At 70.9% G+C, this 21,364-nt stretch carries 15 protein-coding genes; 10 read left to right on the top strand and 5 right to left on the bottom strand.

Features of this window, described 5'->3' with window-relative positions; translation table 11 throughout:
* Position 1: 1 nt before the first annotated feature.
* Together ESP51_RS00195 and ESP51_RS00190 are read right to left on the bottom strand one after the other, a co-directional pair.
* Complete coding sequence (locus tag ESP51_RS00195; RefSeq protein ID WP_129518864.1) at positions 2-640, bottom strand: response regulator; 639 nt, start codon at positions 638-640, stop codon at positions 2-4.
* A complete protein-coding gene (locus ESP51_RS00190; RefSeq protein ID WP_129518863.1) occupies positions 637-1,731 on the bottom strand; it encodes a sensor histidine kinase in 1,095 nt (364 codons plus the stop codon). Before ESP51_RS00190 ends, ESP51_RS00195 begins: the two co-directional genes overlap by 4 nt.
* A 195-nt stretch (positions 1,732-1,926) precedes the next feature.
* Between ESP51_RS00190 and dinB the strand changes: the two genes are divergently transcribed.
* A complete protein-coding gene (gene dinB, locus ESP51_RS00185) occupies positions 1,927-3,123 on the top strand; it encodes a DNA polymerase IV (protein ID WP_129518862.1) in 1,197 nt (398 codons plus the stop codon).
* A gap of 36 nt (positions 3,124-3,159) precedes the next feature.
* On the opposite strand, the gene ESP51_RS00180 is transcribed toward dinB, so the two are convergent.
* The 3 genes from ESP51_RS00180 to ESP51_RS00170 all read right to left on the bottom strand — a co-directional run bounded on the left by ESP51_RS00180 (position 3,160) and on the right by ESP51_RS00170 (position 5,758).
* Positions 3,160-4,308 (bottom strand): sensor histidine kinase, encoded by a 1,149-nt coding sequence (locus tag ESP51_RS00180; protein WP_129518861.1) that lies wholly within the window; start codon positions 4,306-4,308, stop codon positions 3,160-3,162.
* Complete coding sequence (locus tag ESP51_RS00175; RefSeq protein WP_129518860.1) at positions 4,295-5,044, bottom strand: response regulator transcription factor; 750 nt, start codon at positions 5,042-5,044, stop codon at positions 4,295-4,297. Before ESP51_RS00175 ends, ESP51_RS00180 begins: the two co-directional genes overlap by 14 nt.
* Before the next feature lie 96 nt (positions 5,045-5,140).
* Entirely contained in the window at positions 5,141-5,758 is a 618-nt protein-coding gene (locus ESP51_RS00170; protein ID WP_241842895.1) for a TetR/AcrR family transcriptional regulator, read from the bottom strand.
* A gap of 180 nt (positions 5,759-5,938) precedes the next feature.
* On the opposite strand from ESP51_RS00170, the gene ESP51_RS00165 reads away from it, so the two are divergent.
* The 9 genes from ESP51_RS00165 (at position 5,939) to ESP51_RS00125 (ending at position 21,324) form a co-directional block, all read left to right on the top strand.
* Complete coding sequence (locus ESP51_RS00165) at positions 5,939-7,462, top strand: ABC transporter substrate-binding protein (RefSeq protein ID WP_129518858.1); 1,524 nt, start codon at positions 5,939-5,941, stop codon at positions 7,460-7,462.
* Positions 7,463-7,554: 92 nt separating this feature from the next.
* Entirely contained in the window at positions 7,555-8,496 is a 942-nt protein-coding gene (locus ESP51_RS00160) for an ABC transporter permease (RefSeq protein WP_129518857.1), read from the top strand.
* On the top strand, positions 8,493-10,412 hold the full coding sequence (locus ESP51_RS00155; RefSeq protein ID WP_129518856.1) for a dipeptide/oligopeptide/nickel ABC transporter permease/ATP-binding protein: 1,920 nt from the start codon (positions 8,493-8,495) through the stop codon (positions 10,410-10,412). The genes ESP51_RS00160 and ESP51_RS00155 overlap by 4 nt, the downstream gene beginning before the upstream one ends.
* Complete coding sequence (locus ESP51_RS00150; RefSeq protein WP_129518855.1) at positions 10,409-11,248, top strand: ATP-binding cassette domain-containing protein; 840 nt, start codon at positions 10,409-10,411, stop codon at positions 11,246-11,248. The genes ESP51_RS00155 and ESP51_RS00150 overlap by 4 nt, the downstream gene beginning before the upstream one ends.
* Before the next feature lie 2 nt (positions 11,249-11,250).
* Positions 11,251-12,678, top strand: coding sequence for a GH1 family beta-glucosidase (locus ESP51_RS00145; RefSeq protein ID WP_241842894.1), 1,428 nt, complete (start codon positions 11,251-11,253; stop codon positions 12,676-12,678).
* 67 nt (positions 12,679-12,745) lie between these two features.
* Positions 12,746-15,199, top strand: coding sequence for a beta-glucosidase family protein (locus ESP51_RS00140; protein ID WP_129518853.1), 2,454 nt, complete (start codon positions 12,746-12,748; stop codon positions 15,197-15,199).
* Positions 15,196-16,707: a glycoside hydrolase family 43 protein gene (locus ESP51_RS00135; protein WP_129518852.1), complete on the top strand. Its 1,512-nt coding sequence runs from the start codon at positions 15,196-15,198 to the stop codon at positions 16,705-16,707. Before ESP51_RS00140 ends, ESP51_RS00135 begins: the two co-directional genes overlap by 4 nt.
* Positions 16,704-19,553 (top strand): alpha-L-rhamnosidase, encoded by a 2,850-nt coding sequence (locus tag ESP51_RS00130; protein ID WP_129518851.1) that lies wholly within the window; start codon positions 16,704-16,706, stop codon positions 19,551-19,553. Before ESP51_RS00135 ends, ESP51_RS00130 begins: the two co-directional genes overlap by 4 nt.
* Positions 19,554-19,575: 22 nt before the next feature.
* On the top strand, positions 19,576-21,324 hold the full coding sequence (locus ESP51_RS00125) for a DUF5605 domain-containing protein (protein WP_129518850.1): 1,749 nt from the start codon (positions 19,576-19,578) through the stop codon (positions 21,322-21,324).
* Positions 21,325-21,364: the final 40 nt, after the last annotated feature.

Raw genomic sequence — 21,364 nt, 5'->3', positions numbered from 1 at the left:
CTCAGAGGATGCCGAGGTCGCGCGCTCGCAGGGCCGCCTGCGTGCGGTCGCGCACGTCGAGCTTCGAGAGCACGCTCGTGACGAGGTTCTTGATCGTGCCCTCGGCGAGGAAGAGGGCGCCCGCGATCTCGCGGTTGCTGCGCCCCTCGGCGAGCAGTCGCACGACGTCGACCTCTCGGTCGGAGAGCGGATGCTCCGCCGGCGGCGCATCCTGCGGCAATCGCGCCACTCGAGCCACGAGCTTCGCGGCCACCGACGGCTGGAGCACGGTCTCGCCGTGCCCGGCCGCGACGAGTGCCTCGACGAGCTTCGCCGAGGTCACGTCTTTGAGGAGGTAACCGACGGCTCCGGCGCGCAAGGCCGCGAAGACGTCCTCGTCGTCGTCGAACGTCGTCAGCGCGAGTACGCGGACCGCCGGCTGCTCGGCGCGGAGGCGTGCCGTGGCGGCGATGCCGTCGAGCACCGGCATCCGCAGGTCCATCAGCACCACGTCGGGACGCAATTCGGCGCTCGAGCGCACGGCCTCTTCGCCGTTGGCCGCTTCACCGACGACCTCGATCCCCGGCTGCACCTCGAGCAGGGTCGTGAGTGCCTCGCGGAAGAGCGCCTGGTCGTCGGCGACGAGCACGCGGACCGTCATCCCGGCACCTCCACGGTGAGCGTGAGTCCGGTGTCGCCGGCCGGGGCAAGCGACATCCGACCGCCCAGGCTCGCCGTTCGCTCGCGCAACCCGGTGAGCCCGAAGCCCGTGGCCGGCGTCTCGGGAAGGCCCCGGCCGTCGTCGCGCACCTCGAGCCGCACTTGGTCGGCCTCCCGGTAGTCGAGCACGACGGCCGCGGTGCTCGCGCCGGCATGCTTGCGGATGTTGGTGAGCCCCTCCTGCGCCGCCCGGAAGAGCGATTCCTCCACCTCGGCGCGCAGCGGGCGGGCGAGGCCGTGGACGTCGAGCGCGGTCGGGACGCCGGCATCCGTCGACTCGGCGGCGAGCGTCTGCAACGCCTCCGCGAGTGCGGGCCGTTGCTCGCGCAGCGAGCCGACCGATCGCCGCACCTCAGCGAGAGCCTGGCCCGACTGCTCCTGCGCCTTGGCGAGCATGCTGTCGAGGCGCTCGGGGTCGGCCGAGCGAATGACGGCTCGGGCCGCCTCGAGCATCATCTGCACGACGGTGAGGTGGTGACCGACGCCGTCGTGGATGTCGCGTGCGAGCCGGTTGCGCTCCTGGATGGTGGCCAGCTGCTCGGCCTGGGCGGCGTAACCGCGCAACCGCTCGTTGGCCTCGGCGAGCTCGGCCCTCGCCTTCCGTTCCCGCACGAGGAGCTCGGTCACGACGAGCGTGAAGGTCGTGACCGCGAGGGTGCCGAGGCCCTCGCGCAACCCGTCCTGCCACTCCATGCCGAGGTGCACGAGGGGGATGGCGGCGGCCACCACGGCCGCGATCGGGAGTGGCGGGAGCAGGACGCTCTGCGAGACGAGCACAACGAGAAGCAGCTGGGCGCCGACGGCCGCGCCCGACAGTGTGAACACCGCGAACCCCAGCGGAAGCTGCACAGCGACGAACGCCACCGCCCACCAGACCGAGCGCCCCTGAACGAAGCGGAATCCGAAGATCGCGAGCACGGAATAGGTGAGCCCGACGAGCAGGGTCGGCACCGGCTGCTGCTCGAAGCTCGCGGAGCCGAGCGGCAGCGTCGCGTACGCGACGACGGTGAGGATGGCCAGGGCCCATTGCACCGTTCAACTGTGGGGGACTGGGTGAGCGGGGTCAACCACGTCGATCGCGCGGCTTGCTGTGTGCTCATCCCCGGAACTCAGGGCGGACGCGGTGGGGTTGAGCTCGCTCAACGTCCGAGGCGCCAGGGAAACGGAGCATCCGTGTCGCCGGTGCGTGCGACGATCCGCAGGACGGACGATCGGTGGGAGGACGGGATGCGGGGCGAGTCGACCGTGTTGCACGCCGATCTCGACGCGTTCTACGCCTCAGTCGAGCAGCGCGACGCGCCCGAGTTGCGCGGCCGGCCGGTCATCGTCGGCGGCGGTGTCGTGCTGGCGGCGAGTTACGAGGCGAAGGCCCGTGGGGTGCGGACCGCGATGGGCGGCCGGCAGGCGCGCGATCTGTGCCCGGATGCCGTGGTCGTCGCGCCACGGATGGACGCATATTCGGCGGCCAGTCGGGCCGTGTTCGCGATCTTTCGCGATACGACGCCGCTCGTGGAGGGGCTTTCCATCGACGAGGCGTTTCTGGAAGTCGGGGGTCTCCGACGCATCGCGGGCACGCCCGAGCAGATCGCGGTGCGATTGCGTGAGCGGGTGCGTGCGGAGGTCGGGTTGGCGATCTCGGTCGGGATCGCGCGGACCAAGTTCCTCGCGAAGGTCGCGAGCGCGGTCAGCAAGCCCGACGGGCTGCTGGTGGTCGAGCCCGAGCGAGAGCAGGCGTTCCTGCTCCCGCTGCCGGTCGAGCGGTTGTGGGGAGTCGGTGCAGTGACCGCCGAGAAGCTGCATCGGCTCGGCATCCGCACGGTCGGGCAACTGGCAGAGCTCGAAGCCGCGACCGCGGAGAAGCTGCTGGGAAAGGCGACCGGCGCGCATCTGCACGCGCTGGCCCGGCTGCGGGACCCGCGCCCGGTAGACACCACGCACCGCCGCGGCGCCATCGGCTCTCAGCGCGCGCTCGGCAGCCGCCCGCGACCGGCCGACGAACTGGACCTCATCCTCACCCAGATCGTCGATCGGCTCGCCCGCCGCCTCCGCGATGGGGACCGGGTGTGCCGCACGGTCGTGCTGCGTCTTCGCTACGGCGACTTCGCGAAGGCCACCCGATCGCGCACCCTCCGCTCCGCGTCCGACCGCACCGCAGTGCTGCTCGCCGTCTCGCGAGGGCTGCTCGCCGGCGCACAGCCCGAGATCGCTGAGCGCGGCATCACCCTGATCGGCGTCTCGCTGTCGCAGCTGGCGCGCGCCGACAGCCTCCAGCCGGAGCTGCCGATCGACTGGGACGACGGGGTGCGCCTCGACACGGTGCTTGACGCGGTACGCGATCGCTTCGGCGCGGCGTCCGTCACGCGAGCTGCGCAACTCGGTCGCGATCCAGGCTGGTCGCCGCCGCTGCTGCCCGAACACGAGTGAGCTGGATGGCCGCCGGTGGGAACCGAATTCGGGGCCTCACGCCTCGATCGACGCGTCGCGGGGGAGCAGCAGGTCGAAGCGGCATCCGCCGGGCACATTGCGCACCGAGACCTCGCCGCGGTGCGCGCTCATGATGCCCTTGACGATCGCGAGGCCGAGGCCGGCGCCGCCGGTCGATCGATTGTCGTCGAGTGAGGGGGTGCGCGCCTTCGACCCGCGCCAGGCGGGTTCGAACACGCGGTCGAGGTCGGCCTCGTCGATGCCGCCGCCCGCATCGATGACCGAGACCATGGCCCGGTCGTCGACGAGATCGACGGCGACGGTGATGGGCGAGCCCTGCGGGGTGTGCTGGATCGCGTTCATGAGCAGGTTGCCGATCGCCCGCGAGAGCTGTCGCGGGTCGGCCATCACGACGAGCTCTTGCGCGAGCGGCGCCTCGACGCGGATCTCGCGCCCCTGCGACGCGGGCCGCAGGTCGGCGACCGTGTCGCTCACGATGTCGTAGAGCGACACCTCCTTGAGTGAGAGGCGCAGCGCGTCGGAGTCGATCTTCGAGAGCTCGAAGAGGTCGTCGACCATGCTCGAGAGCTGGTCGACCTGCATGCGCATCTGGCGGTGATAGCGGGCGGGGTCGGCCGCGATGCCGTCTTCGAGGGCCTCGGCCATTGCACGGATGCCGGAGAGCGGCGTGCGCAGGTCGTGCGAGATCCACGCGACGAGCTCCCGGCGGGATGCCTCGATGCGCCGCTCGCGCTCGCGGGATTCGGCGAGCTTCGCGCTCGTCGCGACAAGCTCGTCGGCGAGTGCGTTGAGCTCGCTGTTCGAGTACCGGCCCGCCGATTCCAGGCGCTCGCCCGCGCCGATGCGACGCGCGGCGAGCGAGAGCGACCGCGAGTTGCGGGCGACGAGCCACCCCAGCACGCCGACGAGCACGAGCGACACGACGCCCGAGATCGCCGAGACGGCGATCGCGACCGTGAGGTCGTGCTCCGAGAGGTACATGGCGTTCGCAGCCCCGACCATGCTCGCGACGACCGACACGATCGCGGCGAGCACGAGCACGCACACCTGCACGACGACGGACGTTCGCCGCAGCATCAGGAGCGCAAGAAGGGCAAGCCCGCCGACGACGGCGGTCGTCGTGAGCGCGACGAGTGCGACGGCGAGGAGGTCAGACCACGGCATCGGATGCACCGCCCATCGTGAATCGATAGCCGACGCCCCAGACGGTCGTCAGCAAGACGGGCGAGCGCGGGTCGCGTTCGATCTTCTCCCGCAAGCGACGCACGTGCACCGTCACCGTCGAGAGGTCGCCGTAGGTCCAGCCCCACACGGTTCGCAGCAGTTCCTCACGGCTGAAGACCTGGTTCGGATGCTTCAGCAGGAACTCGAACAGGTCGAACTCGCGAGCCGTCAGAGCCAGCTCCACACCGGCCCGCGTCGCGACGTGAGCCGACGGGTCGAGGCGGAACTCGCCGTACTCGAGCACGGACTCGGGCGTGAACTCACCGATCGACCGGCGGAGCACCGACTGCACGCGCAAGACGAGCTCGCGCGTCGAGAACGGCTTGGAGAGGTAGTCGTCGGCGCCCGCCTCGAGGCCGGCGATGCGATCGTCTTCCGAACCGAGCGCGGTGAGCAGGATGACCGGGGTCGACGAGCGCTCGCGAAGCCGCCGGAACACCTCGAGTCCGTCGATGCCGGGTAGCATCCGATCGAGCACGATGAGGTCGGGCGCAACACGCTCGGCGGCCTCGAGTGCCGCGAAACCGTCGCTCGCCTCCTCGACCACGAAGCCGGTCGCCCGCAGGTAGCTCGAGGCGACCTCGGCGACCGTGGGGTCGTCGTCGACGAGGAGCACTCGACGGCCCACCAGGTCTTCATTGCCGATCGACGACGGCGGAAGGTGAGGCACGTTCACAGACTACGACCGCCCCGCCGGCGCGGCGCCTCGGATCGGTGAATCGTTCGCGTTCCGTAAGACCTGCGTCTGCGCGGCTGTAGCTGCGCTGCCCGGTCAGGCGTCGAGGTCGACGATGCCGCGCAGGTAGACCTCGAGCTCGTCGGCCATGTCGACGCCGTCGCGGTCGAGCAGCCACTGCACCTGCAGGCCGTCCATGAGCGCGACCGTGGCGCGGGCGGCGCTCTCGGGGCGCAGGCCCGGTCGCAGGATGCCGCGTTCGCGGCAGCATTCGAAAGTTTGCCTGACGCTGTCGACCGTGAGGTCGTAGCGGCGGACGAAGTAGTCGTGAGCCGGATGTTGGGGCGAGGTCGCCTCGGCCGAGAGCGTGCAGTAGAGCTCCACGACTCCCGGCACGGAGGCGTTGTAGCGGGCGAGGGTGATGAGGCCGCGTAGCGCCTCGAGCGGATCCTCGGAATCGAACGGGACCATCTCCCTGGCGTGGTCGTCGCGGAGCTCGAGCACCGCCGCGAGGAGCGCGCTCTTGTTCGGGAAGTGATGCAGCAGCCCGGCCTCGCTCATACCGACGTGGCTCGCCATCTCGCGCAGTGAACCGGCCCGGTAGCCGCCCTTGGCGAACACCGCGAGCGCTGCCTCGAGAATCGCGGCGCGCTTCATGCCGGTCTTGGCATACGAGCCTCGTGGCTTGTTACGCCCGGTCGTGGTCTCGTTCACAACGCCCTCCAGCTCATCTGACGAGCCTAGCTGCCGCGTAGGGCGGGGCATCCGTCGGCCCGTCAAGAGCATCGTGGCACATTCTGAAATAAAAACCTAGTGGTCACTCGGGTTTCATGGTAGCTTCTCGTCTCACGAGGCGATCCGCAGTGGTATCGCCGCCGACCAAGAGGACCGAAGATGCTCCGATGGAGAACCGCCACAGCAGCTGTCGCCATCACCGCCGCACTCGCACTGTCGAGCTGCGCCGCTGATACGGGATCGACCGAAGGGGGAGGAGGCACGCTCACCCTCGGTGCGATCGTCGCGCCGACCACGTTCGACCCGGCCGGGTCGGAATGGGGCAACCGCGCCCCCTTCTACCAAGCGGTGTACGACACCCTCCTGCTCGCCACGTCGGAGGGCGAGATCGAGCCCTTCCTGGCCGAGTCGTTCGAGTACAACGAAGACAACACCGTGCTCACCCTCACCCTCCGCGACGACGTCACCTTCACCGACGGGTCGGAGCTCACCTCCGACGTCGTGAAGCAGAACCTCGAGCGGTTCCAGACCGGCACGTCTCCCGACGCGGGCTACCTCTCAGGCATCACCTCGATCGAGGCGCCCGACGCCACGACCGTCGTCATCACCCTCGCGGCACCCGACCCCGCGATGCTGAACTACCTCACCCGCGACCCGGGTCTCATCGCAAGCGCCGAGGCACTTGCCGACCCCGACTCGCTCGCCACCGACCCGGTCGGCTCCGGCCCCTACGTGCTCGACACGGCGGCGACCGTCACCGGCACGAGCTACACGTACACGAAGAACCCCGACTACTGGAACCCCGACCTCCAGCACTACGACACCCTCACGATCAACGTGCTCGCCGACGCGACGGCAGCCGTCAATGCGATCAAGGCGGGGGAGGTCAACGGCATCAAGCTCGCGAGCAACGACAACCTCACCGAGGTCGAGAGCGCCGGCTGGACCGTCAATGCCAACGAGCTCGACTTCCAGGGCCTCCTCCTGCTCGACCGGGCCGGCACAATGGGCGAGCCGCTCTCCGACGTGCGCGTGCGCCAGGCCATCAACCACGCCTTCGACCGCGAGGCGCTCCTCACGGCGCTGCAGAGCGACAACGGCACGGTCACCGGCCAGGTGTTCCCCGAGTCGAGCCCCGCGTTCGACCCGGCGCTCGACGAGCGCTACCCCTACGACCCCGAGAAGGCCAAGGACCTGCTCGCCGAGGCCGGCTACGCCGACGGGTTCTCACTCGCCATGCCGAGTTCCACGGTGCTCGGATCGACCACCTACACGCTCCTCGCCCAGCAGCTCGCCGACATCGGCATCACGGCGGAGTACACCGACCCGGGCAACAACTTCATCGCCGACCTGCTCGCGCCGAAGTTCCCCGCGTCGTTCATGGCGCTCGAGCAGAACCCCGACTGGCAGCTCATCCAGTTCATGATCGCGCCGAATGCCGTGTTCAACCCGTTCAAGTACGCGGATCCGCAGGTCGACGAGTACCTCGCACAGATCCAGGCGGGTGACGAGGCGACGCAAGCCGAGGTGGCCAAGCAGCTCAACGAGTACATCGTCGAGCAGGCCTGGTTCGCCCCGTTCTACCGCGTGCAGAACAGCATCGCGACCGACGCGAACACGAGCGTCGAGATGATGCCGACGAACGTCTACCCGGCCGTCTACGACTTCCAGCCCAAGGGCTGACAAGTCTCCCGGCCCGTCCTGGATCACCGGGGCGGGCCGGGTCCCACCGCGGGCCAGCGGCCCGAGCCTGTTCCGACAACCACGGAGAACCAATGTTGCCATTCGTGTTGCGCCGCCTCGCATCGGGCGTCGTGCTCGTGTTCGTGATCTCGGTGATCGCCTACGCGCTCCTCTACCTCGGCGGCGGTGACATCGCCCGCCGCATCCTCGGCCAGAACGCCACCGAGGAGGTCGTCGCCGAGAAGGCCTCAGCACTCGGCCTCGACCAGCCGCTGTTCACCCAGTACTTCGACTGGCTCACGTCGGCATTCGGCGGCGACCTCGGCCGCTCCTGGTTCACGGGCCAGCTCGTGGCGGTCAGCGTCTCGAGCCGGCTCGCCGTCAGCCTGTCTCTCGTGATCGGCGCGACGCTCATCGCCGCGATCGTCGCGGTGGTGCTCGGCGTGCTCGCGGCCCGCCGCGGCGGCTGGATCGACAACGTCGTGCAGTTCGTCTCGATCATCGGCTTCGCGATCCCCGGCTTCCTCATCGCCCTCGTGCTCGTGCTCGTCTTCGCGATCAACCTCGGGTTGTTCAAGGCGACCGGGTACGTGCCATTCGCCTCGTCGCCGAGCGGATGGATCGCATCGGTGACGCTTCCGATCATCGCGCTCTCGCTCGGTGCCACCGCGACCGTCGCCCAGCAGGTGCGCGGGTCGGTGCTCGACGCGCTCTCGCGCGACTATGTTCGCACCCTCCGCAGTCGCGGGCTCAGCACCAACCGCGTCGTCTACAAGCACGTGCTGCGGAATGCCGGCGGGCCTGCGCTCGCCGTGCTCGCGGTGCAGTTCGTCGGCCTGCTCGGCGGCGCCGTCATCGTCGAGCAGATCTTCGCGCTCCCGGGCATCGGGCAGCTCGCCGTGCAGGCCACGGGCGCCGGCGACATCCCCGTCGTCATGGGCGTCGTGATCGCGACGGCGATCATCGTCGTCATCGTGAACCTGCTCATCGACCTCGCGCAGGCGGCCCTCAACCCGAAGGTGAGACTGTCATGACCACCGCCATCACGCCTCCCAACACGATCCCCACGCCGACGGGTCGCACGTCGCTCCTGCGCCGGGTGATCCGCCGCCCGCTCGGCACGATCTCGCTCGCGTTCCTCCTCGTCGTCGCGGTCATCGCCGTGATCGGCCCGCTGATCGCGCCATACGACCCGAACCTGGCCTCGCTGCAGCTCGTGCTCGCGCCGCCGAGTGCGGAGCATCCGCTCGGCGCCGACAGCGGCGGCCGCGACGTGCTCTCCCGCTTGCTCGCCGCGACGCAGATCAGCATCGCCGCGGCGCTCGTCGCCCTCGTCACCGCCCTCCTGATCGGCGTGATCGCGGGCCTCATCGCGGGGTACTACCGTGGCTGGTTCGACAACGTCGCGTCGTGGTTCACCGCGCTCGTCATGGCACTGCCCGGCATCGTCGTGCTGCTGGCCGCGCGAGCGGTCGTGGGCCCGTCGGTGTGGGCGGCGATGCTCATCTTCGGCATCCTGCTCGCGCCGGCGTACTTCCGGCTCGTCTACGCCGCCGTCTCAGCGGTGCGCTCCGAGCTCTATGTCGATGCGGCCAGGGTGTCGGGCCTCAGCGACCTGCGGATCATCTCGCGCCACATCCTCTCGGTCGTCCGCGCGCCGATCATCATCCAGTCGGCGATCGTCGCCGGCATCGCGATCGCGATCCAGTCGGGACTCGAGTTCCTGGGCCTCGGCGACATGTCGGTGCCGACATGGGGGTCGATGCTGAACGACGGCTTCATCAACATCTACAAGGCGCCGCTGCTCATGATGTGGCCGTCGCTCGCGATCGCCCTCACCTCCATCGCCCTCACCCTGCTCGCGAACGTCATGCGCGACGCGCTCGAGCGCACCGTGCAGGTTCGCCGCCGCCGGCGTCGCGCCGTCGCCACCGCGACCGGGTCGATCGCCGCGGTGACCACCTCGATCGGCACCGTCACCGGCGGGATCGGGATCGGGATCGACGCCGAGGCAGAGCCGACCATCCGTCACGCCGACGACGAACGAGCCGCCGCCCGCGCCGGCGAGACGATCCTCGACGTGCGCGACCTCCGCATCGGCTACGGGCAGGACGACGGCGGCACGCTCGAAGTGGTGCACGGCGTCTCCCTCGACATCCGTCGCGGCGAGGTGCACGGCCTCATCGGCGAATCGGGCTCGGGCAAGACCCAGACCGCATTCGCGGTGCTCGGCCTGCTGCCACGCGGCGGCCGGATCACGGGCGGTTCGATCGACTATGAGGGCGTGCGTCTCGACACCTTGGGGGAGCGGGAGTACACCGCGATCCGCGGGCGGCGCATCGGGTACATCCCGCAGGAGCCGATGTCGAACCTCGATCCGTCGTTCACGATCGGCAGCCAGCTCGTCGAGCCCCTGCGCGTGGGACTCGGCCTCAGTAAGAAGGACGCGACCGAGAAGACGCTCGCACTGCTCGAGCGGGTCGGAATCCCCGATCCCAAGCGCACGTTCGCCGCCTACCCGCACGAGGTCTCGGGCGGCATGGCGCAGCGCGTGCTGATCGCCGGCGCCGTCTCGACCGATCCCGACCTCATCATCGCCGACGAGCCCACCACGGCGCTCGACGTGACCGTGCAGGCCGAGGTGCTCGACCTGCTGCGCGACCTGCAGGCGGAGCGCCAGATGGCGCTGCTCCTCGTCACGCACAACTTCGGCGTCGTCGCCGACCTCTGCGACCGGGTGTCGGTGATGCAGCACGGCCTCATCGTCGAGCACGGTCCGGTTCGCGCCATCTTCGGGCGGGCGGAGCATCCGTACACCCGCTCGCTCCTCGGCGCGATCCTCGACGAGGGCCCGGCGCGTGCTCCGCTCGGCGGCGCCGCCATCGAGAAGGCCGAGATCCAAGACGCCGACGTCGCCAAGGCCGACGCCGTGAAGGGAGGTGCGCGATGAGCGCGCCGCTGCTCGAGGTCGAGAACCTCGAAGTCGAGTACCCCGGCAAGGGGTTCCGTGCCAAGCCTTTCCGGGCGCTGAAGGGCGTCTCGCTCGACATCCTTCCGGGCGAGACCGTGGGACTCGTCGGCGAATCGGGCTCGGGCAAGACCACGCTCGGCCGCGCCGTGCTCGGCCTCGCACCGGTCACGGGCGGGTCGATCCGCTACGCCGGTCGTGAGATCGGCCAACTGCACCGCCGCGAACGGCGTGAGCTGAGCTCCGAGATCCAGGTCGTCTTCCAAGACCCCTACTCCTCGCTCAACCCGGCGCTCACGATCGAGCAGATCCTCATCGAGCCGCTCACCGTGCGCGGCGTCTCCACCGCCGCCGCGAAGCAGCGCGTCGCGACGCTGCTCGAGCAGGTCGGCCTCCCGGTCGACGCGCGCTCGCGCCTGCCGCGCGAGTTCTCGGGCGGGCAGCGGCAGCGCGTCGCGATCGCCCGTGCGCTCGCCCTCGACCCGAAGCTCATCGTGTGCGACGAGCCCGTGTCGGCGCTCGACCTGTCGACACAGGCGCGAGTGCTCGACCTCTTCATCGAGATCCAGGAGCGCACGGGCGTCGCCTACCTCTTCATCTCGCACGACCTCGCAGTCGTTCGGCACGTCAGCCACCGCGTCGCGGTGATGTACCGCGGCGAGATCGTCGAGTCGGGCGACGGCGACCAGGTGACGGCCCGGCCGGAGCATCCGTACACACAGAAGCTCTTCATGGCCGCACCCGTGCCCGACCCCGACCAGCAGGAGGAGCGGCGCGTCGCGCGCCGGCGCCTCATGGCGATCGCAGCAGAAGGATGACGATGACCGAGACCACCCGTGACCTCACCCCGGACCGCCTCGATCTCCCCGCCGACTTCGCGTGGGGCGTCGCAACGGCCGCGTACCAGATCGAGGGAGCCGTCGCCGAGGGGGGCCGCGGCCCGAGTATCTGGGACACGTTCGTGCGCGAGCCGGGCCGGATCTTCCACGGCGAGACCGCCGATGTGACCGTCGATCACTACCACCGCTGGGCCGACGACCTCGACCTGATGGCCGAGCTCGGCATTCCCGCCTATCGGCTCTCGCTGTCGTGGGCGCGACTGCAGCCGACGGGCCGTGGCGCGCTCAACCCCGAGGGCGTGGCGTTCTACCGTGCGCTGCTCGAGGGATGTCACGCCCGCGGCATCCAGCCGTACGTGACGCTCTACCACTGGGACCTGCCGCAGGCACTGCAGGACGAGGGCGGCTGGCCCGCTCGCGAGACGGCGTACCGCTTCGGCGAGTACGCCGCGCTCGTCGCCGACGCCCTCGGCGACCTCGCCGAGCACTGGATCACGATCAACGAACCGGTGTGCGCGTCGTTCCTCAGCTACTCGTGGGGCATGCAGGCGCCGGGCCACACGGATGACACCGAGGCGACCCGCGCCGCGCACCACCTGCTGCTCGCACATGGGCTTGCGCTCGCGGCGTTCCGCGAGCGCCGGCCAGCCGTGAAGCTCGGGATCACGAACCTGATCTCGAACCTCAACCCGGCGAGCGACAGCGAAGCGGATGCCGCGGCGACGCGCATCGCCGACATCCGGTTCAACCGCATCTTCCTCGAGCCGGTGTACCACGGCTCGTACGGCGAGGACGTCGCAAGGGTGTTCGGCATGCACGGCATCACGGTCGATGAGACCGACGACGGCCTCGTTCGTCGCGGCGACCTCGCGGTCATCTCGGCGCCGACCGACTTCGCGGGCGTCAACCACTACACGAACACGCTCATCGCGGCCGACCCCGAGTCACCCACCGGCACACGCATGACGCAAGTCGAGCCGACCCCGACGACGTTCGACTGGTCGGACACCCCCGACGCGCTCCGCGACGTGCTGCTGCGCGTGAGCCGCGAGTTCACGCCGCTCCCGCTCTACGTGACCGAGAACGGGGCGACGTTCGCCGACTACCCGACGCACGACGGCCGCGTGCACGACCCCGAGCGGGTGCACTACCTCGCCGGCTACACGCGCGCGTGCGCCGATGCCGTCGCGGCGGGTGCCGACGTGCGCGGCTACTTCGCGTGGTCGTTCCTCGACAACTTCGAGTGGTCGTGGGGCTACTCGATGCGGTTCGGCCTCGTCTACGTCGACTACCCCAGCCTGGCCCGCATACCGAAGGACAGCGCCTACTGGTACCGCGACTTCATCGCGGCCCAGACGGCCGAAGCTGACAAAGCCAGGGTCACGGATGCCGCGGCCGCCGTCGCATGAGCCGCATCCGATCATCGATCATCACCGCATTGAACGCCACCACCGCACTGAACGAAGGAACCACCGTATGACCGCGTCAACCGACCACCTGCGACCACTGCTCGAGCGCCTCTCGCTCGAGGACAAGGTCGCGCTCGTGCAGGGCGCGGACTTCTGGACGACCGTGCCGCTGCCGCAGATCGGCTTGCGCGCGATGACGCTCTCCGACGGTCCCGCGGGAGTGCGCGGACCCGCGTGGGACGAGCGCGACCCGTCGCTCAACCTCCCGTCGGGCACCGCGCTCGCGGCCTCGTGGGACACGGCGCTCGCGCACCGCTACGGCGCCGCCGCGGCATCCGAGGCCCGTCGCAAGGGCGTCGACGTCGTGCTCGGCCCGACCATCAACCTGCACCGCTCGCCGCTCGGCGGCCGCCACTTCGAGTGCTTCAGCGAGGACCCGTGGCTCTCGGGCGAGCTCGGCGCCTCGTACGTCGAGGGCCTGCAGGAGAACGGCGTCGCCGCGACGCCGAAGCACTACGTCGCAAACGACTCCGAGACGGAGCGCTTCACGGCCGACGTGCGCGTCGACGAGCGCGCCTTGCGCGAGGTCTACCTCCTGCCGTTCGAGCGCGCGGTCGAGGCCGGCGCGTGGGCGGTCATGAGCGCCTACAACTCGGTCGACGGCGTCACGATGACCGAGAACGACCTGCTCGAGACGCCGCTCAACTCGGAGTGGGGCTTCGACGGCGTCGTCGTCTCGGACTGGACCGCCGTGCGCAGCCTCGACGCGGTGCCCGCGGCGCAGGACCTCGCGATGCCCGGCCCGGCGCCGGCGTGGGCCGACCTCGCCGATGCAGTGCGCGACGGGCGCATCGACGAGTCCGACCTCGACCGCAAGGTGCTGCGACTCCTCCTCCTCGCCGAGCGCGTCGGCGCACTCGAGGGCGCGTCCGCGGTCACGCCGCCGGAGGTCGACGGCCGGGCGTTCGCGCGCGAGGCCGCCGTCGAGGGCGCGGTGCTCGTGAAGAACGAGGGCGAGCTGCCGTGGCATCCGTCGTCGCTGACGAAGGTCGCCGTGATCGGGCACAACGCCCGCGAGGCGCGCACCCAGGGCGGCGGCAGCGCGACGGTGCTGCCCGAGCACATCGTCACCCCGATCGACGGCATCCGGGCTGCCCTCCCGCACGCCGACGTGACGTACACGCTCGGCGCAGTCGTGCAGGATGGGGTCGCCGAGATCCCGCTCGACCGCATCACGAACCCCCGCACCGGCGAGCCCGGACTCGTCGTCTCGTTCCGCGACGCCGACGGCACCGAGCTCTTCAGCGAGCACCGACGCTCGACGGCGCTCGTGTGGTTCGGCGGCGGCGCGCCCATCGCGGCGTCGTCGACGGTCGAGCTGCACACGACGTTCACCCCCGCGGAGTCGGGCGAGATCCTCCTCGGCTTCGCGACCGCGAAGCACGGCCGCGTCTACGTCGACGGCGTGCTCCTCGTCGACGAGCAGCCCGAGATCGTCGGAACCGACCTCGGTGCCGCATTCCTCTCTCCGCCCTCGGCGACCGGTGCGATCCGCGTCGAGGCGGGTGTGTCGCTCGACGTGCGCGCCGAGTTCGACCTCGGCTCGGCCGACGGCCCGCTCGCCGGCGCGCTCAGCGTCACGTTCGGCATCGCGCCCGACGACACCGACCCCGAAAGCCTGATCGCCGAGGCTGTCGAGGCGGCTCGCAACGCCGAGGTGGCGGTTGTCGTGGTCGGCACGAACTCGAAGGTCGAGTCAGAGGGCTACGACCGCACGAACCTCGACCTCCCCGGCCGCCAGGACGAGCTCGTGCGTGCCGTCGCCGCGGTCAACCCGCGCACGGTCGTCGTCGTGAACGCGGGTTCGCCGGTGCTGCTCCCGTGGCGCGACGACGTCGCGGCGGTGCTGCTCGGCTGGTTCGGCGGACAGGAGTTCGGGCAGGCCATCGCCGACGTGCTGCTCGGTGCGGCCGAGCCGGGCGGGCGTCTCACGACCTCGTGGCCCGCCACGCTCGACGACGTGCCCGTGCTCGACGTGACGCCGAAGAACGACCGCCTCGAGTACTCCGAGGGCATCCACATCGGCTACCGTGCGTGGCTGCGCGCCGGCCACACGCCCGCCTACCCCTTCGGGTTCGGGCTCGGCTACACGACGTGGTCGTTCGAGGCGATCGAGGTGACGGATGCCGCAGGCGGCGACGCCGAGGCATCCGACGCCCTCGTGCACGTGACCCTCACGAACACGGGCGACCGCGCCGGCAAGCACGTCGTGCAGGTCTACGCCGAGCGCGAGGACTCCGCCGTCGACCGGCCCGTGCGCTGGCTCGTCGGGTTCGCAGTCGTGCGCGCTGAGGCGGGAGAGACCGTCGTCGCGTCCGTGCCGGTGGCCGCGCGCCGGCTCGCGCACTGGGACGGCGGCTGGAAGGTCGAACCGGGCGCCTACATGCTCAGCGCCGGGGCCTCAGTCGATGACCTGCCGCTCACCGCGACGTACTCGACGGCCGAGGTGTTCGTGGCATGACCACCTACCCGAACCCGCTCATCTCGGGGTTCAACCCCGATCCGAGCGTCGTGCGCGTCGGCGACGACTACTACATCGCGACGTCGACGTTCGAGTACCTGCCGGGCATCCCGATCTACCGCTCGCGCGACTTCGTGAACTGGGAGCGCATCGGCCACGTCGCCACGCGCCCTGGCCAGCTCGGCGTCGACGACGTGCCCACGGCGGGCGGCGCGTGGGCGCCCACGATCCGGCACCGCGACGGCGTCTTCCACCTCGTCATCACCGACGCGATGGGCCGCGGCATGCTGCATTTCACGGCGACGGATGCCGCAGGCCCGTGGAGCGACGGCGACCTCATCCTCAAGGCCGACGGCTCCGCGAGCGTCGACGGCATCGACCCCGACCTCGCGTGGGACGACGACGGCACGGCCTACATCACGTACTCGGCCCTCATCCTCGGCGGCGACGACATCGGCTCGCATCATGGCATCCAGCAGGTTCGCGTCGACCTCAAAGGCCACCGTGCGCTCGAGGAGCCGCGATCGCTGTGGTCGGGCTCGGGCCTCATGTTCCCCGAGGCCCCGCACCTCTACCGGCACGACGGACGCTGGTACCTCCTGATCGCCGAGGGCGGCACCGAGCGCGGCCACGGCATCAGCATCGCGCGCGGCGACTCGCCCGAGGGCCCCTTCGAGGGCGCACCGTCGAACCCGCTCGTGTCGGCCCGCTCGACCGACCGGCCGATCCAGAACACCGGCCACGGTGACCTCGTCGTGGGTCCCGACGGCGAGTGGCTCGTCGTGCTCCTCGGCGTGCGGCCGCGCAGCATGACGCGGGCGTTCTCGGCGCTCGGCCGCGAGACCTTCGTCACCCGCGTGCGGTGGCGCGACGACGGCTGGCCCGAGATCGACCCCGTCGAGCTCGCGCCGCGGCCCGGCAGCGCCGCACACGATGACTTCGACGACGCCGAGTTCGCGTCGGACTGGGTCGCCGTGCGCCGCCTGCCGCACGAGGCCGGCTCGCTGACGGAGCGCCCGGGCTCGCTCGTGCTGCACGCCGACGGCTCGACGCTCGACGACGCACGACCCGTGTTCGTCGGGCGCAGGCAGGAGCATCTTCGCTCCACCTCGCGAGCACTCGTCGATGTCTCCGCCGGGGTCGGCGGCCTCGCCGTGCGCTACGACGAGCGGTTCCATGTCGGCATCGAGGCCGGCGACGGTCGGCTTCGCGCCCACGCGCAGCTCGGCGGGCTCTGGCAGGAGTGGTCGGAGCCCTTCGACGGCACCGAGGTGGAGCTCGTGCTCCGCACCCGGCGGCCGAACGGCAACGGAGGGCTCCCGCGCACGTCCGACGTGATCGAGCTCGGCGCCGTGGTCGGCGGCGAGGAGCGCGTGCTCGCCGAGATCGACGGCCGCTTCCTCTCCTCCGAGGTCACCGAGTCATTCACCGGTCGCGTTACCGGCCTCTCGGCACGGCGGGGTACCGTGGCCGTCGACTGGTTCGCATACGAGGGCGATGACGAATGACGGATGCCGCAGCTGAGGGTGTGATCGCGCGCATCGCGACCCTCCGCGCCGAATTGCGCGACGACAGCACGTTCGTCGCGACGCCCACCCCGCGCCTGAGCTGGACCGTCGAGACCGACGAGCCCGGCTGGCGGCAGGCCTCGGCCGAGCTCCGCAGCGGCGACGAGTCCGTGCACCTCGAGGCCGACGAGTCGGTGCTCGTCGACTGGCCGTTCGCACCGCTCACCGCCGGGGAGACCCGCGAGGTTCGAGTGCGGGTGGCCGCGGCATCCGGAACCGAGACCGACTGGAGCGCACCGATCACGATCGTCGCGGGCTTCCTCGACGACGGCGCCTGGGTGGCCGAGCCCATCGGCCTCGCCGACCCGTCGCGACCCGCGCAGCCGGCGCTCGTGCGCACGTCGTTCACCGTCGACGGCGCCGTGCGGCGCGCCACCCTGTACTACACGGTGCTCGGCGTGGCCGAGCCCGAGCTCAACGGCATCCGGGTCGACGACGACGTGCTCGCTCCCGGCTGGACGAGCTATCGCGACCGCCTCGTGCACGAGACCGTCGACGTCACCGCGCTCGTGCGCGACGGCGAGAACGTGCTCGGCGCGACCCTCGCGGGCGGCTGGTATACCGAGCAGTACGGCTTCTTCCAGTTCGCCGATCGCGTCTACGGCGACCAGCCGAGCCTGCTCGCGCAGCTGCAGGTCGAGTACGCCGACGGTCGATCGCAGGTCGTGGCGACGGGCGACGGCGACGGCGAAGGCTGGCGCGCCTTGGGCGACGGCACGGTCGTCGACAGCGGCATCTACGCGGGCGAGCACGCCGAGCTCCGCCGGGCGGTCGCCGTCGAGGGCTGGTCGGCCCCGGGCTTCGACGCCTCCGCGTGGCCTGAGGCCCGCCGCGGGGCATCCGCTCGCGCGGGGTATGAGCACGTGCCGGTGCCCGAGGCGAGGATCGCGCCGCCGGTGCGCCGCATCGCCGAGCTTCCGGTCGCCGAGGTGCTCGAGTCGCCCTCGGGCGCGACCATCCTCGACTTCGGCCAGAATCTCGTCGGCCGGCTGCGCCTCCGCGTGAGCGGGCCGGCGGGCACCCGCCTCACCCTGCGGCACGCCGAGGTGCTCGAGCACGGCGAGCTCTCGCTCCGACCGTTGCGCAACGCCGCGGCGACCGACGAGCTCGAGCTCGCCGGCGACGGCGTCGAGGTGTGGGAGCCGCGGTTCACCTTCCACGGCTTCCGATACGCCTCGATCGAGGGCTGGCCGGGCGCATTCGACCCCGCCGACGTGACCGCAGTCGTGATCGCGAGCGACCTGCCGCGCACGGGCTGGTTCGACTCGTCGCACGAGCTGCTCGACCGGTTGCACGAGAACGTCGTCTGGGGCATGCGTGGCAACTTCCTCGCGATCCCGACCGATTGCCCGCAACGCGACGAGCGATTCGGGTGGACCGGCGACATCCAGGTCTTCGCGCCGACCGCGTCGTTCCTCGCCGATTGCGACGCGTTCCTCACGTCGTGGCTTCGCGACCTCGCGCTCGAGCAGCGCCGCGCCGGCGGCGTCGTCCCGCTCGTCGTTCCCGCCGCGCTGCCGTCGCTCGGCATCGGGGATGGCGTGGCCGCGTGGGGCGACGCCGCGACGATCGTGCCGTGGGTGCTCTACGAGCGGTTCGGCGATCTCGGCGTGCTGCGCGACGCCTACCCGAGCATGCGCGACTGGGTCGACACGGTGCTCGCTGTGACCGATGCCAAGGGGCTCTGGACCGGCGCGATGCAGCTCGGCGATTGGCTCGATCCCGACGCCCCGCCCGACAAGCCCGGCAAGGCGAAGGTCGACGGAGACCTTGTCGCCTCCGCGTACCTCGCGCGATCGCTGCGCATCGTGGCCGACGCCGCCCAGCTGCTCGGCGAGCCCGGCGATCAGTCGCGGTACGCGGCGCTCGCCGAACACACCCGCGCCGCGTTCGTCGACGAGTACGTCACGCCGGCCGGCCGCATGATGAACGACGCCCCGACGGCCTACGCACTCGCCCTCGGCTTCGACCTCGTGACGGATGCCGCACAGCGCACCGCGCTCGCAGCGCGCCTCGCCGATCTCGTGCGCGAACGCGGCTACCGCATCGCCACCGGCTTCGTGGGCACGCCGCTCGTCGCCGACGCCCTCGTCGACGCCGGCCACCGCGCGACGGCCGAGCGCCTGCTGCTGCAGACCGAGTGCCCCTCGTGGCTCTACTCCGTGACGATGGGGGCCACGACGGTGTGGGAGCGCTGGGACAGCCTCCTGCCCGACGGTTCGGTGAACCCGGGCGAGATGACCTCGTTCAACCACTACGCGCTCGGCGCCGTCGCCGACTGGCTGCACCGCACGGTCGCGGGCCTCGCTCCCGAAGCGCCCGGTTACCGCCGCCTCCGCATCGCGCCGCGGCCGCTCGCCGCGCTCGAGCACGCCCGGGCCTCGCATCGCACGCCCTATGGCGCCGCATCGGTGGCCTGGCGCCGCGAAGGCGACGCCGTCGTGGTCGTCGCTGAGGTGCCGCCGAACTCCGACGCGGTCGTCGACCTGCCCGGGCTCGAGCCGGTCGTCGTCGGCTCGGGTCGCCACGAGTGGCGGTTCACCGAGGCCCCGGATGCCGCGAGCAGCCGCCCGCTCTCGCTCGACTCGCCGACCGCGGCGATCATCGACGACCACGAGGCTTACCGCACCCTGCTCGACACCCTCGCCACGCACGACGAGGCCCGCGCCGACGCGGTTCGCATCGATACCGTGTGGTCCGAGGGGCGCACGCTGCGGCAAGCGCTCATGTTCACCCCGCCCGTCGTGCTCGATGACATCGAGCGCGCCCTCGCGGAACTCGACTGAGAACTCGACTGAGAGGCATCCGATGTTCGACCGTTCCTCCACCTTCGGCGACGCAATCGACGACGCGGGCGCCCGCGCCGTGCTCGAGACGTTCCTGCCCGGCGTGGCCGCCTCGCCCATGGCGAGCCAGTTCCGCGACGCCCGCCTCGGCCAGCTCGTCGCGATCTCGCCCGCGCTTCGCGAGGATGCCGCGGAGCAGGAGCGGTTCTGGGCGTCGCTCGCCGACGTCGCCGGGGGCGACACCGCGCAGCGGGAGTACGCTCCCGCGATCGAGCCCGACCCGGCCTACGAGGGCGATGAGGTTCCGCGCGCCTCCGCGGCCGTCACGGTGCCGGCCGACGCGGTGCCGCGCTGGGGTGTCGTCGAGCTGCGCTTCGACGGGCCGTCGCACGGCAACCCGTTCGTCGACGTCGAGCTCGGCGCGATCGTGACGAACGGCGAGCGCTCGTTCGAGATCGGCGGGTTCTACGACGGCGACGGCGTGTACCTGATCCGGTTCCTCGCCGAGGCTGAGGGGGAGTGGCGGTTCGAGACCGCCTCGACGGCAAGATCGCTCGACGGCATCTCGGGCGCCGTGCAGGTGGGGCCCGCGGCATCCGGAACCCACGGCCCGGTGCGGGTCGACGGCCTGCACTTCGTCTACGCCGACGGCACGCGGCACCGGCCTGTCGGCACGACGGCGTATGCGTGGACGCACCAGTCCGACGAGCTGCAGGAGCGCACCCTCTCGGCGCTCGCGGACGCCCCGTTCAACAAGATGCGCATGTGCCTCTTCCCGAAGTCGTATCTCTACAACGCGAACGAGCCCGAGCGGTTCCCGTTCCCCGGATCGCTCGCCGACGGATTCGACCTCGAGCGGTTCGACGTCGAGTACTTCCGGGCGCTCGAACGGCGCATCGCCGACCTCGCGGCGCTCGGCATCGAGGCCGACCTCATCCTCTTCCACGCGTACGACCGGTGGGGATTCGCCGACCTCGGGCCCGCCGTCGACGAGCGGCTCATGCGGTACGTCGTGCGCCGGCTCGCGGCATCCGCGAACGTATGGTGGGCCCTCGCCAACGAGTACGACCTCCTCTGGGCGAAGAGCACCGACGACTGGGAGCGGATCGCCGCGACCATCGAGGCCGAGGACCCGCACGACCACCTCCGCTCGATCCACAACTGCCACGCGTTCTACGACCAATCGCGGCCGTGGATCACGCACGTGAGCGCCCAGCGCGTAGACGTCTATCGCACGGCCGAGAACACGAACGAGTGGCGCGACACGTGGGGCAAGCCCGTTGTCATCGACGAGATCGGCTACGAGGGCGACATCGACCAGGGCTGGGGCAACCTCACCGGCGAGGAGCTCGTGCGGCGCGCGTGGGAGGGCGCGGTGCGCGGCGGCTACGTCGGCCACGGCGAGACCTACCTCAACGAGCGTGAGGAGCTGTGGTGGTCGAAGGGCGGCGAGCTCGTAGGGGCGAGCCCGGCGCGGCTGGGATTCCTCGACGGCATCGTCGGCGAGGCGCCCGGGGGTGCGCTCGATCCGCTGCCCTCCGATTGGGATGTGCCGTGGGGCGGCGTCGCGGGCGACTACCTCATCGCGTACTTCGGCTTCAACCGGCCCAGCTTCCGCAACGTCGTGCTGCCCGAGGGCGACTTCGAGCTCGACGTGATCGACACCTGGAACATGACGGTCGAGCGGATGCCGGGAGTGCACCGCGGCACCGTACGTGTCGCGTTGCCGGCGCGGCAGTTCATGGCGGTGCGGGCGCGGCGCGTGGAGTAGGGCAGCACGGGACTCACGTCGGATGCTCGGTGGCTTCGCG

Source organism: Agromyces albus (assembly GCF_004134825.1).
In the GTDB taxonomy this organism is placed as follows: domain Bacteria; phylum Actinomycetota; class Actinomycetes; order Actinomycetales; family Microbacteriaceae; genus Agromyces; species Agromyces albus.
This window is presented reverse-complemented; position numbering and strand designations above follow the sequence as displayed.